Here is a 14,494-nt window from a genome sequence, read left to right as displayed (position 1 = left end):
ACACCCCACACTACATATCCCCATGTCCCTCCACATTCCACGTGATCCAAGGAAGTAATCATGTCTCAAGCCACAACTGACCAACAGCTGACGGAGAAGGGCTTCGCCAGCTATCTCCCCATCATCATCGCCTGCTGCACGATGTGCGGCGTGCCTTCGGCGATTCTCATCAGTTCCGCGTCTGTGTTCTACGAGCCAATTGCCAACGAGTTCAATGTCGAGATAGCAAGTATTAGCGTGTGGATGTCATTCATGCTGATCTCGTGTGCGATTTTCTCTCCCCTGATGGGTAGCCTAATCGCGCGATATGACATCCGTCCTCTCCTGCTCGCAGGAGCCACTCTCGAAGCTACCATCTTTGCCTTGTTCTCCATCTCCCAAGGTCCCTGGATGTTCTGGGTCGGCGGTTTCCTCGCAGGACTCTCGAACATCGTTCTGCTCGGCATGGCAACCGCCACCTTGGTCAATCGCTGGTTCAAGACCCATGTGGGCGTCATTATTGGCTTCTGTACGGCCTTCACGGGCCTTGGCGGAGTACTGTTCCTGCCATTAGCTCAGAAGATCATTGCCACGCACGGATGGCGGACCGCCTACCTTGTCTTTGCCATCATCACTTTCGTTGTCACGATTCCGGTGATTCTTATCTGCGTGCGTTCCAATCCGTCCGAACGCGGCCTTCTGCCTTATGGCACTGCCGAGGCGGCGCGCAATTCAAGCGATGGCAATGTCGCAGAACCCACCTCCGTCAGACCATCGGTCGGCATGCGCTCGAGCGTGTTCTGGATCGTTATCGTGTTCGGCTTCTTCGTCAACCTCGTCTGCCAGATCCCCGGCTATTTCCCGAGGTATGTCAGCTGGATCAATGAACAGGCTGATTCGGGACTTGCGACAAAGGCGTTCATCGCAGGCGCGACGCTTGCTGCCGTGGCGCAGGCAGGCAACGCCATCGGCAAGATAGGCCTCGGATTCTTCTCCGACCTATCCGTCAGCCGTGCCATTGCCGTTCTTTCTGGTGCCGGGGCACTCGGAATCATCTTCGTGTGGCAGTTCCCCTCGACGATCTTGCTTCCGATCGGCAGCCTTATCTTTGGTTTCTTCATTGCCGGAGTGCTCGTGCTTTGCCCGATGGTTGCTCGTCGCATATTCGGTGCCGGAAAGAACTATCCGGTGTTCTACGCCCGGATTTCCGTCGCAGTAACATTGGGCGGGGCCGCTGGAAATGTTGTCTGGCCATATGTCGCTGAGCACTGGGGAGGCTTCGGCACGGTGTTTGCGATAGCGCTAGGCGCAATCGTCGTCGTCGTTGTTACCGGCTTCATGGCCTACGCGCAGCGCGACCGCTTGCCACGGGAGTGAGCTTGGAACAAATGAGATCGCTTGCCGTAGGAGTGACGGAGGTAACTACGCCGAAAGCCGCCGAGCTTTTGCGTGCTCCCCGGTTCTTCGCCGCGAACGGCAAAAACCAGTTTCCACGCGGAGCTGCATGTATCCCGTTCCCCCTCCCTACCCTACGCTCGTTACCACCGCAATACAGCTGCTGATGCAATGCGCTGCCCGGGGCATGTCACCTCGGGCAGCGCATTGTGCCATGAACGAGTTCTAGCACCTACCTCTTAGGCGCCTGTCTCATTCTCAGTCACCCACTGGATGAAGTTCGTGGTGCCATTTCCATTCAGCTCCGCCATGGTGTGGCCCTGCCCCCAGATGGTCGCGAAGTCCAGGTTCTCCACCCCATAGTTCTCCAGCGCGAGCGCCAGATTCACCTCGGTGGCATTTGCGGTATCTCCCTGCGCAATGCCGGTGCGGATACGCCAGTTCTGCGCAACTTCGGAACTCTGGTACCCGTCGTAACTACTATTCAGGTAGTACATCGGGTTGTACATATTCATGCGTGTCGCAACATCAATGCCGAGCGAGTCGGTTGTCTCAAAGTCCGAGTCATACTGATCCCCGCGTAATCCACGCTCCAGTCGGAGTACGAGGAATACTCTTCTTCATTTTCAGTAATCAGATCACGGGCGATGGTATCGAAGTGCAGACCATCTGCACCGGAGCCCATCACCACATTCTCGGTGGCGGAAGCGTCAACACCGTCAAAAGCGCCGACATCCTTCGATGCATTCTTCTGGCTGGTGATAAAGCCTTCCAGGCTTGTCACCGTCGCGGTATTGGTATCGGCGTCATAACTCACCCATTCACCGTCCGCGTTCAGCGCATCAATATAGTCTTGCACCGTCTCATAGGTGGTGGCATCCTCCGTTGAGTTGCCACCGCCGGGTGCGCCACCACTAGGAGCTCCCCCATCGCCGCTCGGCCCACTGCTCGAACCGTCCGGGGCGCCGCTGGCGTCGTCGGGAAGATCTTCGGAAGGTGGACTATCGGAGGAAGCGCCATCAGAAGAGGCGCCGCCAGAGGGTATACTCCCCGAATCCTCGCCATCGGAGGGCGGACCACCCGCATCCATACCCGCCATCTCGCTACTAGACGGCGTGTACGGGAACTCGGTCTCGGCCAAGAAGTCGTTCAGCGATCCCTCAATCGTCGAGACCAGGTAGTCATAATACGTGCCGGAAAGGTAGATGCCTTCGTTGGACTCGTCCAGCATGAGCACATTACCGTCTTCGTCGGTCAGACCGAGTCCGTTGATGTATTGCGCGTAAGCCTCGGCTAAGTCGCTGGAATAGGCTGCGGTCCAGGTACCTTCGGCCCGCGTACCTGAATTCGAGAATTGCCCCATGTTCCACTCGTAGGCGGCGTCCGCTGCATCAAGGTTGGTGATCGGACACCAGGCCATAACACCGGCGACGGCGTCGGAGATCGCGTTTCCATCAGCATCGTTCATGGCGGCGCCAAGCTCGTTGAGGTAGGGAGTGTACAGCTCGGAATCGCCGGATGCTCCCATGACGGCACTTTGCGCACCACCACTATGCCCGAAGACGTACACAGCTTCCGAGTTACCGGGCAGACTATCGCTGTTGTAGCGCACGTAGCGCACAGCTGCCTTCAGGTCGGTGACACCCCACGGAGCATTGCCAGTGTAGTCATCGGTGTTGGAGTCCCGGCCTCGCAGGCCGGGCCATACGTAGATGAACCCAGCCTCCATATACTCGGAGATGCTGTCGTAGTTGTACTCTAGTGGCGCACTCTGCGCTGCATAGCCCGGTGTATTCACCGGGAAAATGATCGGCGCCGTCGTCGCCGTGAAATCGCCGACTGCACCGTCTGATCTAATGCTCGCAGTATAGGTGCCGTCTCCGTTATCCGTGGCGTCCATATAGGCACCGGGCACGTAAATGCCGAGCGTCTCATAGTCAGCGGCCTGCGGCGTCAGCACGTAGCTGACACCGATCTGGTAGTAGACATCATTGGCTTCGTCATACTGCCAGGCAGTTTCATCAATGCCGAGCGCCGAATAGTCCATCGACGACGACGCCGTGGCCGTAGTGGTGGAGTCCGTATCGCTGGATCCGGTACACCCGGATAATGCGAAAGCTGTGCTTCCCGCCATCACAAGCGCCGTGAGACGCACGGGCAGTCTTTTCCGTTTCACTTGTTCACCATCCCTCTCCTTGATCATCCGCACCGGGGTTAAAACCCTATCGACGGCTGCCTGCCGCAGAACAACAACAGTCTGATTTCACAGCCAGCGATACGGCCAAGCAGGCAATTAGGTCGCAATACGAACAAGTAGCCACGATGAGGCCGGTCTGCCCACGCGGCGCCCACCCAAGTGCACTGCAACTGCGCAATCCGCCGTGCAGGCGCAGAATGCTGCGCCTGCCAGCACCTTATACCTCACGCTCCTCCCGTCTGGCAGCCGCCACTATCGGGGGTACTTCCCGCACTATCCGCGTCTGTGCCCGAAGCCGATCCCACCAGTCTGCGCGACCATCGCTTTTGACCTGCCCTCCGCTCTTGTGCCGGACGTAATGGCCTCAGTTCAGAGGCACCGTCACTCTCCGCTAGTAAACTGTGCAACACCAAGCACTTGACCGAAAGTCAGCTGGGAATGGTCATCGTGGCTCTGTCGGCACACCGCTTCGGCGCTTGGCCTTGTGGTCGGTACTGCGCTTAGCCTCGCGACCGGTGCTGCGCTTACCCGCGTGAGTCACGCTGCACTAAAGCGTGTCACGCAGCCTGTACCTGGACCATTCACGTATCGCCTGGCCCCGCAACGCACATTTCGCCTGACCGTACAAATTCACACTTCATCTAGGCCTGCATTTCACGTTTTGATCAGCCTAGCAACGCGCGTATCACCAAGCCTCGCAACGCACGTTTCACTTGACCCCGCAATTCACATTTCACTTGGCCTGGGCGACTCACATTTCACTTAGCCCTGTGACGGACGCAGTAGCTTGCCCTGCCGATTATCGCCCCGGATCACACTGCGACCGACAACAGCATCGGCGATCATTCCGCCAAGCAAAGCCAGGCATACCGGCAGAATCCAACCGAGGCCCGCACTTGCCAGCGGCACCCAATTTACCAGCGGCGCCACTAGCGGATTCCCCCAGCTAAAGCCCTCCAGTAGCACGAGGGCGGACCAGATGGCCGCCGCCCACACCGGTAGGGTGAATCCCCACTGCAGCCGACGGTATCCGGGCAGGACGGCGCGCAGCAGCGCATCCAGCAACGTCACAACAACCACCGTGATCGCCACCGGGTAAAGGAAGGCGATCAAGGGCGCCGCCACGCGTAAAACGGTGCGCAAACCGAGGCTCGCCACCCCGAAGGAAGTGGCACCAAAGATAAGCACCCATACGTGATACGAGACCTGCGGAACAAGGCGGTGAAAGAACTGCCCAGACGCTGCAAGTAGGCCCACAGCCGTCGTGAGGCAAGCGAGGACCACAATGAGGCCTAAGACAACCCGGCCCGGGCGACCGAGAGCGTAGCCCGCGGCGTCGGAAAGCAAGGCAGCACCATTGTTATACGTGCCGGAGTTCGGTATTGTCCGGCCGATCAAGCCGAGCCCCAGATAGATGAATGCAAGTAAAGCTCCGGCAATGGTCGCAGCAATCGCCGCGCCATAAACAACCGGCCGCCCCTCACGCACACCCCGGTACTTCAGAGAGGACACGACGATAATGCCGAAGGCCAGCGCTGCCACCGAATCCATGGTCATGTAGCCTTCCAGCAGCCCGGCCGACAGCGGATGCGAAGCGTACGCACCGGTGACGACGTCGGCGGCCGCCTGCTCCGCCTCGCGATCTGTGGCGTTGCCACTGACGGAACGCCATACCAGCAGTACCAGAAGCACGAGCAGAACGGGAGTCAGCGCTTTGCCCAACCTATTAACGACCTGGCGCGGGTTATATGCCAGTACGACGGCGACGGCGAAGAACGCGGCGTTGAAGCCGACGGCGGCGCCACCAGAACTCCAACCTGTCAGCGGCTGAATGGCGGTGGAGAAGCTAACCGCTCCCGTACGAGGCAATCCATAGAAAGCTCCGATGGAGAGATAGCACAGAACCGCGAATGCCGCACCAAACTTCGTCCCGGCACGGCTGGCGACGTCGCGCGCATCGGTACCCGAAACGGCGACGGCGATTACCGAGGCAACCGGTAGCAGCACGGCACCGATGAGGAATCCCGCAATGGCCGCCGGGAAGTTCGCCCCCGCCTGCGCGCCAAGCATGGGCGGGAAAATCAGATTCCCGGCACCAAAGAACATCGAGAACAGTGTCAGAGCGGTGGCTAGTAGGCCGCTTATAAGAAGCCCACGCGGGAGGCCGCCCAATTTTGAAGGAGAAGGCCTCACCGCTCGTTATCGTCCGCTGTCGCACTGGAACCCGCCGTACCAGCAGTATCGCTGACGCCAGCAATGTTGGTCGCGCCAGCAGCGTCGGCGGTCTTCGCGCCCGGCGTAGCTACCGGCTGCACATCTGCCACGGCCTTCGCCGCGCCGTCGGAGCCAGCAGCACCGGCGGCGTGTTCTTCCCGTACCGCGCCCCCTTCCGCGCGGACCTTAGCCACCAGAGCTTGCATACCCCCGCGCGCTTTCCCCGCGAGGCCTTGAGCCTTCTCAGGCAAGGCGCTTAACGTGTGCTTGGCGTTCAGCGCGTGCACTAATGCGGCATAGAGGCGCGGCCGCACGGGCACGTCCCACGCGCCGGCAACCTCCACCGGCTCGCCCTGCGTAAACTTGGACTTAAACATGCGCACACCCGCCAGCTCAGGCGCCCGCTCGGAGTCGATGCCCATGAGGTCAAAAGTGCGCACACCGAGCTCGTGCAACCAGCATGCCTCTTTGTATAGCAGGGCGTCGGCGGCAAGCATCCGCCGAGCTTGATGCGAGGATGCGGCATAGTAGTAGATCGCGCGATCCTCCCATAGGACCGGCAGCCCCCATGCCAGCGCCGGGCCACCATTCTCACGTGCCACATAAAGCCGGGCATGCTCCGGGCCGAGGGCACGCAGCATCGTCAGATAGGTCTCCTTCGGTGCCGCTCGGAATCCATCACGCTCACCCGTTTCGGTCAGGATGGCATACAACTCATCGAAGACCTCTTCCGCGCGATCAGTCTCGTCAGCGAAGGTCAATGATTCATTGCGTAGGGCCTTGCGCACGTCACGGCGGCCGCGTGACTTGAATGAGGCGAGAATGGCTTCGTCGTCGTCGCGATCCAGATTGAGAATGATGGTGCGATCGAAGGTTTTCGTTTGCAGTAGCTCATGACAGTCGGGGGCAGCATGCATAGCGTGCAGACGGACGAAAACGATGCTGCGGTCGCGGTGTCGCACACCCTTGATCAACAACTCCCGCAAGTCAGCCTCTTCTTCGGGGCTAGGATCATCGCCCAACCAAACCGGACCGTGTTTCGCCCACAGGTACGGGAAACCACGTACCTCCATACGCGTGAGTGCGAGAAGCGCGCGCGGTGCACCGTCGCCGCCACGATAGACGACACGCCCCCACGGGCTGCGCCCGGGCGTCGCCTCGTCAAAGGCATCCCAGGCGATCGACTGTTCAGGCGGGAGCGTCACGCCGGCGTCTTTCGCAATGCGATAGAACTCGTCCCACCCCACGGGAGTCATTGAGCCGATACTCATCTCAGTCCTTCTCTGTTGTTTTGCCGACGACGTAGCCGTGTCCCTGCTCAACCTAAGCACCTTGCACACAAACACCGCAAGCCCGGACTTCGCCGAACTGAGATCGCTTGTCACGGCACAGGAGATCGCTGGTTACACACCTGACCCAAGCCTATCGCCCTGCAGTCCTCGGAGCAGCTCCCACCATGTTGCAATCATGTGCCCGTCTCGACGGAGCGGGCGCGGCGGAAGGCATGGCACACGGCTTATTTCTCTCACTCGCAACAGGACCATTAGCGGTATCCGTGACTTCAAGGCCTGGGACTATTTCTTTCCTACTCGTGGCAGAACCACGTGTTCGATCCCGTCGATGATCGACTCGATAATGAGGCGAAAGTACTTATCCGACATGGCATCCGCCTGGTTCACATCGGTGAGTGGCTCAAAAAAGGAATGCACCATAAGACTCACCCCCGGTGAATGTTCCATAAGAGGTTCCAAGCGCGCGATCAAACCCTTCATGTCCTCCGGGGTCCTTGCCTTGGGTGAGCGCCGATCCCGTGCAGCAATGGCACCGACGGCCACATCAAATACCATCGAATAGACTAGCGGCGTCGAATCACCAAAACCTGCCTCCTGCAGTTTGGCGGCAGCCAAATCGATGATAGGGACCACGCTCTCCGTGAGCCGTCCCGTGGTGAGATGCTCGGCAACACCGTGGTATTCCAGAAGAAGTGGTCGCATGGCAAGGCATAGCTCCGTGAACCACTCCTTCCATCCGAGGTGTGGATCAGGCATTTCTACGCGTTCGCATATTTGCCCGACGACGGCGTCCACTACATCGTCTTTCTTTGGGAAATAGTGGTAAACGACGGATGGGACGACATCAAGCGCAGCGGCTAGGTCACGTATCGACCACCCGGCCAAACCGCGCTCTTCGGTGAGGCGCAGCGCTCTTTCTACTATTAGTTCCGAGCTCAGACCGACGCGTCGAGCCGTCCGCCCCTTTCCTCCCCCTGCAACCTCATTTTCCGATCCCATAGTCCAAGTCTATCGCCTTGACAACACTAGATCGGATGACGCGGCCACTTCATCCCGTCAAGCACCCCAGCATTGGTCGACACACTGCCCGCTTTGTGCGGAGTCGTCATGTGTGGCGGCACCACGAGTCGCCACATAATCCGTATTGGCCAGAAAGGGATTCACATGCCATCAGAAACGAAGAAGGAAGGCGCTCAGGTGCGAATCGTCTTGATGACGGTATTTCTGGCCTACATGGGCCAGATGATCCTCAACCCCATCATCGCCCCGCTCTCACGTGAGATGGGCCTAGAAGAATGGCATATCGGCGCCGCAATATCGCTCGCAGCCATTACGCTCGCCTGTCTCAGCCAATTTTGGGGGCGGCGGTCACAAATCGTCGGACCGAAACGGATCTTCATCATCTCGATGTGTGTTGGTTCGCTCGCATTGGCGTCTTTTGCTGCCCTGGCGTGGTTAGGGATCCGCGGCATCTGGGTCGGCCCCGGACTCGTCACCGGAGTGATTCTGACGCGTGGCCTCCTTTACGGCTCCGGCATCTCAGCCATCTTCCCAACCACGCAAACATACTTCGTCACTCATGCCAACAGCGAAGCACAAAGGGTGAAACTCCTCGGCGCTTCGGGCGCGGCGCAGGGCCTAGCAACCATCGTCGGCGGCGTTGTCGGCGGGGCGCTGGCCGCCACCGGCGGCCTACTCCTTCCGGTCTCCGTCATGCCATCGCTGATGATTATCGGCGTGCTCGTCGTCGCTTTCTTCTTTAAACCAGAGAGCGCACAGAGCCGCTTGGACCACCCGAAGAAGATCGTTTATCGCGATCCGCGCGCGTTTCCCTTCCTCGTCGCCGACTTCATCCTATTCCTGGCATTCTCCTCGATGCAGACCCTACTGGGGTTTGCCATTCAGGATCGATTCGGCCTGAACTCCTCCTCCACTGCGGGAATCACCTCCGCGGTCATGGTGGTCCTTTCAGTCTCAATGGTGGCAATGCAGGGAGGAATCGTCCCGCGTCTGCACTGGAATTCGCAGCGCCTTCTACGCAATGGCCTCCTCCTGACAACCATTGGGATGGCATGCCTACTGCCATCGTCGTCGTACATCCTGCTGTTCGCGGGGTCGATTGCGGGCGGTCTGGGTATCGGCATGGCCATCCCTGGCTATAACACGGGGCCGACCATGGCACTGTCTGCTGACGAGCAGGGATCCATGGCCGGCCTTATCAATGCCAATAACGGCGTCACCTACGCGATAGCGCCGATTCTTTCCACCAGCGTGTACGGCTGGAACACGGCTGCACCTTTCATTGCGATCATCGTACTTATCGCCTGTGCCACGGCATTCTCCTTTCTGCATCCGCTCCTGCGGAACAAAGGGTGACTCCAGTCCAGAACAAAGTTCTCTGGGCTATTCTTGGCGCAGTCCCTTGCAGCGTGACACGCGAGGACCCAAAACAAAGCGGGCCATAGGAAATCGACAAGACGCTCCCCTGCGCCTGCTCCCCGAATCGCGACAGCTTAACCAAGAGCAAGATCGGTGCAGCGCGCCTGCACATCGAATGCACTATTGCCACAACCAAAGCGATGGCACGAAAACCCTCTGAGTTGCAGGATAACGACCGCCATTGCCAGCGGAAACAGAGGCACAGCGGAAGCCTACCCGGCTAACGGGATAGCCGCTGCCGTCCCCAACCACACGCACCTGCAATTCCACGTAGCCTGCACGTTGCCGGTGGTGGCATATTGGCAGCCCCAGTCACAGGCGCCTAGAAACCCGCGTACAGCCTGTGCCCATTGGTCAGCACCGCTGTCACCCACGGCCACACGCACCTAGAGACCTTCTAGCCCACGGGATGCAGACCTCCGAGCACCTCATTCAGAGCCTCGGTGCTAGAGGGATGTGTCCATATACCATCGCGCAACGCGCTGGCCGTTACCCCTGCCCGCATCGCGAGCGCCAGCAGGTTTATCAACTCCTGCGAATCCACACTGAACACCGTCGCCCCCAGCAGCAGATCAGTTTCCGGATCCACAAGCACCTTGATTAACCCATGCGTTTCGCCAACGATCTTCGGCCGGGGCATCGCTGCAATCGCAGCAATATCCTTAGCTGCCACCAGATATTCGATGCCGCGCTCACGCGCCTCGCGTTCCGTCAAACCCACCTGTGCCAGCGGCGGGGTGATAAACGTCGTCGTCGGAACCGCTACGCGATCCGCAACCGAACGCTCCCCGTCGCCAACGAGTTGGTCGCGCACAATTCGGTAGTCGTCCAGAGAGATGTAGGTGAACTGCGGGCCTCCATTGACGTCGCCCACGGCCCAAACATTGGGCACATTGGTGCGAAGGTGGTCATCAACCGGGATATAACCGCGCTGATCAGTGGTGATGCCCGCTGCTTCGAGGTGAAGAGCCTGTGTTTCCGGCACTCTGCCAATAGCAACCAGCACAGCATCGGCAGGAATCCGGCCTGCGGAGGTCATCACAGAATCCACCTCGATGGCCTGCACCTGCGCGCCGGTTACGATCTGCACCCCACGATCCGCAAGTGTACCGACGACGGCGTCGCGCACGTCGTCATCTAGGCGCGCTCCAAAAGTGTCCGAGCGCTCAAGGATGCGGACTGCTGATCCGAAGGCGGCGAACATGCTCGCGAACTCCAAGGCGATGAAACCGCCGCCAATAATCGCCAGATTCTCCGGCAAATGTTCAATATGCTGAATCGATTGCGAGGTATGGACATGCCCCAGACTGGCGCCGGGGACGTCCAGCAGTGCGGGTGATGTTCCGGTATTGATGACGATAGAGTCGGCGACGACGTCGAGAACGTCGTTTCCCGCGCGCATGCGCACGCGGTGTGGTGAAACAAAACGCGCCTCGCCGCTTACCAGGGTTACGGTATCAACCGTTTCCAGCATCTTGCGGTTGGCTGCACGTAGCTTGTCGATCAGCGAATCACGTGAGGCGATCGCCCGCTGCAGGTAGGAGGATGGCTCCGCGTCGCCGCGGTGCTCAGCCGAATCGATCAGGTCCTTGGTTGGAACACAGGCTACGTTGATGCAAGTGCCGCCAATCATGGCGTCGTCGCGTTCAATCAGCACCACGCGCTGCCCACGCGAACCGAGGTCGCATGCAAGGGTCTTTCCGGCTTTGCCCCAGCCAAGGACGAGAAGGTCGGCCTGCAGGGTCTGGGAAGCGTCATCGTATCCACTTGTCATGCAGACACTATAGGCAGTAACAGGACTCTTATTTCCCTCGTTCGCACAGGGTGATCGCGGGGCAAGGATACGGATAGCGCGGCAGGACGCCAGGCCACGGGGTGCGTGGATAGTGGCAACAGGGCATTGTTGTCGGGTGTGGTGATGTGCGCCAGGCCACAGGCGGCAGGACGCCAGGCCACGGGGTGCGTGGATAGTGGCAACAGGGCATTATTGTCGGGTGTGGTGATGTGCGCCAGGCCACAGGGGCGTGGATTGTGGACGCCGGGTTGGATGGGGGTGCTGGACAAGATCAGGGTGCTGGACAAGATCAGGGTGCTGGACAAGTTGGGCGGTCGGATTGTGGACGCCGGGGTCACGGATTGCAGATTCGGAGCCCAGCACATCCCAGGAAATGCCAAGGCGGGCGGAAGAAACGCCAAGGCTACCGTATCGTGACGAGCATCCAGGGACCCGGCCCGTGAGAAATGTCGGGTCTTTCAAGAAGTGTCGGGTTTTTCCCTACACTTCTCGACAATCCCTACACTTCTCGAGGCCTGCACCAACTGACGCCTACACTTCTCGAGGCCTGCACCACCCCAGGCCCACAACGGCCGACGCCCGTACCTATGCAGGACCCAATCCCGCATCCTAACGTGCGCACAACCACCCCGACGCCCGTCCGCACGTGAGGCCAGCGTCCGCAGACGTTCGCCGTCATGGCACCGCAGTCCGTCCACGCATGAAGCCAGCGGGCATGCAATCTGCGGTGATTGCTGGCATGCTCCGCATCCCATCCGCACCCGAGGCCGACGCCTTAGTCTCCGGAAGGAACCCGATATCTACGGAGCTCAACCGACGTGGAAGTACCTGTCTACCAGGTCCTCCACCTCAACGCGCGCCTCGGCGATGTCTTCACGCAGGTTGTCGTCGCCCAGGGCGATAAGCCGATTCGCCCAGGAGTCTATAAGGCCGGCGGGAAACACGTCGAAGGCCTCGTAGCTCCCACGCTGATCCAACAGCCTGCGAGCAGCCTCCGCGCAGGAGGTGGGCAGCTGATCCAAACCTTCGATCTTCGAGGCGTCGCCGCTGACGTAGCGCTGGTTGGCGTAGTCGAGCATCGCGGGATCGGTCAGGCCGATTCGAGCCGCCACTGTGATCCCCGCCAGCAGAAGATGCACGTTCGCCGAGCCGTCCGGGGAACGCAACTCAACGGTCTGTGAATCATTGGGCAGAGCCCCAATTGACCCTTCTTGCGGGTTCGCATCGCGGAACATGCTGTCGTCGATGTTCTGCCAGCCAAGCGGCACGCGTACCAGAACGGACCGATTGCGGTCGCCCCAACAAATTGCGGTAGGCGCCTCCTGGTGCGGGACGAGGCGCAGGAATGACGTTGGCACGGTGTTGCCGAAGGCGGTCAGTGAGGCCGCATGAGAAAGGTACCCGCCAATTACCCGCCGTGCCTGGCCGGTCAGACCGGCGCCTTGCGAGAACTGGTTGATGCCATCTTTCATCAGACGGGTATGGAAATGCATGCCGGATCCGGCCTGCCCGACGGCAATTTTCGGCGAGAAGGACACTTCAATACCGTAGGAGCTGGCGACCTCGCGGACCACCCACTTGGCGAGCACCATCTGATCGGCCGCCCGCATGACATCGGTAGGCAGGAATTCGATCTCCTGCTGGATCATCTGCTGTCCGTCGTCGACGAAGTTCCCCACCTCGGCGTGCGCATACTTGACGGTGCAACCCATGCGCGCCAAGTGGTGGATCGCCTCGGTGCGAATCTCCTGCCACTTCGAGAAGGGACCGGCCTCGTGATAACCACGCTGTGGCTCCACGGGATAGAGCTCTTCTTCACGGGAGAAGAGGTAGTATTCCAGTTCGCCGAGTGCCTCCAGGCGGCAACCGGTCTGGTCTTCGAGCGCCTGCTGCGCTTTGCGGAGCACCTGCTGGGGTGCCGATGCGAGGGGGTGACCGCCGACGTCGTAAAAGCCGCACAGGATTTCCAGGGTTGGGATCTCGGCGAAGGGATTGACGTAGGCCGTGCGCAACTGCGGGATGACGTAGAGGTCTGAACTGGCGGCGTCGACGAAGTCGAAGAGCGATGAGCCGTCGACCCGCTCCCCCATGGTCAGCACGCGGTCGAGGTGAGCAGCGGATTGGATGGCGAAGTTGAGAGCTTTGAGGCGGCCGTCACCCCCGACGTAGCGCAGGGTGAGCATTGAGATGTCATTCTCAGCGACGAAGCGGGCGATATCGGCGCGGGTGAAATTCTCCGGCGACTTGCCTAGGGTACGTACCAGCGGGTTTGGGTTAAGTGCAATGAAGTCTGTTTCGAGCATCGTTTTCTCCTCACTGAGCGGGGCGTGGTCGTCACATCCGGCCACTACAGGGCTCCTCTGTTCTCTCCAATTTGGATTCTTGCACGTTATGCGCATGTACTGCCACTCGTTTTGCCTTTTCGGTGGCGCGTATACGAGCGACGTGGCCGGATCCTGGCGGGTCGGCTGGGCCACGCGAAGTGACCAATCCCGGTGAGGAACGTGCGACGGCGAGGCGGCAAGGCCACGGTGAGGTGACGGGTCGCCGACAACGTAACGGACCTCGGTACGGTAACAGGCCACGGTCGGGCAACGGGCGACGGCGAGGCGGATAGACCCCGGCGAGGCGGCGGGTCCCTGTACGGTAGCGGGCCGCAGCGAGGAGACGGGTCCCGATGCCTTCACTTTGAGACGTGGACGAGGTAATCTGAACACATTCGAAGTTGTCCCGGACTTACAGAAATAAGGTGACACATGGACCCGTTGCCATTGATTGACGACATGCTCACCTACAGTACCGATATGGAAGACGTTGTCCGTGCACCGCAACCGGCCAGCACCTCGTTCCCGCGACGTCTTTTGAGAAGAAAACAGCACAGCATTGGCGCGAGCAAGAGCCTCAAGATCCCGTCTGCATGCGAGACTCACGATTCCGGCAACCTATAAAATCCGCGTGACCCCACCATTCCTTCAATTGACCTGGTCACGATAGTTGCCGTTTGGATATGTCTTCAGCACGTCTAGTCCTTTCGACTACCACTTGTTCTCGCCTCGTCACCACAGTCACCCCATTGCCCCGGCCACCCATGACCACCATGCTCAAACGCCGTCATGGACCACTTGCATGTAAAGTGAGCTTCACGTAAAGTTACCTTTACAATTCTCGTGCTGTGAACCTACG

Annotated in this window: 9 protein-coding genes; 2 read left to right on the top strand and 7 right to left on the bottom strand. The window is 59.7% G+C overall.

Annotation, left to right across the window (positions count from 1 at the left end; all coding sequences use genetic code 11):
* The first annotated feature begins 60 nt into the window (after window positions 1–60).
* On the top strand, window positions 61–1,356 hold the full coding sequence (locus DDD63_RS03015; protein ID WP_108715124.1) for an MFS transporter: 1,296 nt from the start codon (window positions 61–63) through the stop codon (window positions 1,354–1,356).
* A 257-nt stretch (window positions 1,357–1,613) separates the two neighbouring features.
* Here DDD63_RS03015 and DDD63_RS12730 read toward each other — a convergent pair whose 3' ends face one another.
* From DDD63_RS12730 to DDD63_RS02990, 5 genes are all read right to left on the bottom strand, one after another.
* Window positions 1,614–1,883 (bottom strand): hypothetical protein, encoded by a 270-nt coding sequence (locus DDD63_RS12730; protein ID WP_108715123.1) that lies wholly within the window; start codon window positions 1,881–1,883, stop codon window positions 1,614–1,616.
* A 2-nt stretch (window positions 1,884–1,885) separates the two neighbouring features.
* Window positions 1,886–3,550, bottom strand: a complete 1,665-nt coding sequence (locus DDD63_RS03005; protein ID WP_240611374.1) for a subtype A tannase — start codon at window positions 3,548–3,550, stop codon at window positions 1,886–1,888.
* 783 nt (window positions 3,551–4,333) lie between these two features.
* Window positions 4,334–5,677, bottom strand: a complete 1,344-nt coding sequence (gene brnQ, locus DDD63_RS03000; RefSeq protein WP_108715122.1) for a branched-chain amino acid transport system II carrier protein — start codon at window positions 5,675–5,677, stop codon at window positions 4,334–4,336.
* Window positions 5,678–5,760: 83 nt separating this feature from the next.
* Window positions 5,761–7,056, bottom strand: coding sequence for a GNAT family N-acetyltransferase (locus tag DDD63_RS02995; protein ID WP_108715121.1), 1,296 nt, complete (start codon window positions 7,054–7,056; stop codon window positions 5,761–5,763).
* Window positions 7,057–7,359: 303 nt separating this feature from the next.
* Entirely contained in the window at window positions 7,360–8,076 is a 717-nt protein-coding gene (locus DDD63_RS02990) for a TetR/AcrR family transcriptional regulator (RefSeq protein ID WP_108715120.1), read from the bottom strand.
* Between the two features lie 165 nt (window positions 8,077–8,241).
* Between DDD63_RS02990 and DDD63_RS02985 the strand changes: the two genes are divergently transcribed.
* Window positions 8,242–9,453 carry an MFS transporter gene (locus DDD63_RS02985; RefSeq protein WP_108716622.1) on the top strand — a complete coding sequence of 404 codons (1,212 nt, stop codon included), beginning with the start codon at window positions 8,242–8,244 and terminating at the stop codon, window positions 9,451–9,453.
* Window positions 9,454–9,913: 460 nt separating this feature from the next.
* Here DDD63_RS02985 and DDD63_RS02980 read toward each other — a convergent pair whose 3' ends face one another.
* Together DDD63_RS02980 and DDD63_RS02975 are read right to left on the bottom strand one after the other, a co-directional pair.
* Window positions 9,914–11,290 carry an FAD-dependent oxidoreductase gene (locus DDD63_RS02980; protein WP_108715119.1) on the bottom strand — a complete coding sequence of 459 codons (1,377 nt, stop codon included), beginning with the start codon at window positions 11,288–11,290 and terminating at the stop codon, window positions 9,914–9,916.
* 830 nt (window positions 11,291–12,120) lie between these two features.
* Window positions 12,121–13,614: a glutamine synthetase family protein gene (locus DDD63_RS02975; RefSeq protein WP_108716621.1), complete on the bottom strand. Its 1,494-nt coding sequence runs from the start codon at window positions 13,612–13,614 to the stop codon at window positions 12,121–12,123.
* Window positions 13,615–14,494 lie beyond the last annotated feature (880 nt).

This window comes from Actinobaculum sp. 313, from assembly GCF_003073475.1.
Lineage (GTDB): Bacteria > Actinomycetota > Actinomycetes > Actinomycetales > Actinomycetaceae > Asp313.
Note: the sequence above shows the minus strand (reverse complement) of the source record. Positions and strands in the feature narration are given on the sequence as shown.

What these genes read in the sequence shown, in the direction of transcription:
- DDD63_RS02980 (WP_108715119.1), bottom strand. Translation starts at nt 11,290, where the DNA reads ATGACAAGTGGATACGATGACGCTTCCCAGACCCTGCAGGCCGACCTT.
- brnQ (WP_108715122.1), bottom strand. Translation starts at nt 5,677, where the DNA reads ATGTTCTTTGGTGCCGGGAATCTGATTTTCCCGCCCATGCTTGGCGCG.
- DDD63_RS02990 (WP_108715120.1), bottom strand. Translation starts at nt 8,076, where the DNA reads ATGGGATCGGAAAATGAGGTTGCAGGGGGAGGAAAGGGGCGGACGGCT.
- DDD63_RS02975 (WP_108716621.1), bottom strand. Translation starts at nt 13,614, where the DNA reads ATGCTCGAAACAGACTTCATTGCACTTAACCCAAACCCGCTGGTACGT.
- DDD63_RS02985 (WP_108716622.1), top strand. Translation starts at nt 8,242, where the DNA reads ATGCCATCAGAAACGAAGAAGGAAGGCGCTCAGGTGCGAATCGTCTTG.
- DDD63_RS03015 (WP_108715124.1), top strand. Translation starts at nt 61, where the DNA reads ATGTCTCAAGCCACAACTGACCAACAGCTGACGGAGAAGGGCTTCGCC.
- DDD63_RS12730 (WP_108715123.1), bottom strand. Translation starts at nt 1,883, where the DNA reads ATGTACAACCCGATGTACTACCTGAATAGTAGTTACGACGGGTACCAG.
- DDD63_RS02995 (WP_108715121.1), bottom strand. Translation starts at nt 7,056, where the DNA reads ATGAGTATCGGCTCAATGACTCCCGTGGGGTGGGACGAGTTCTATCGC.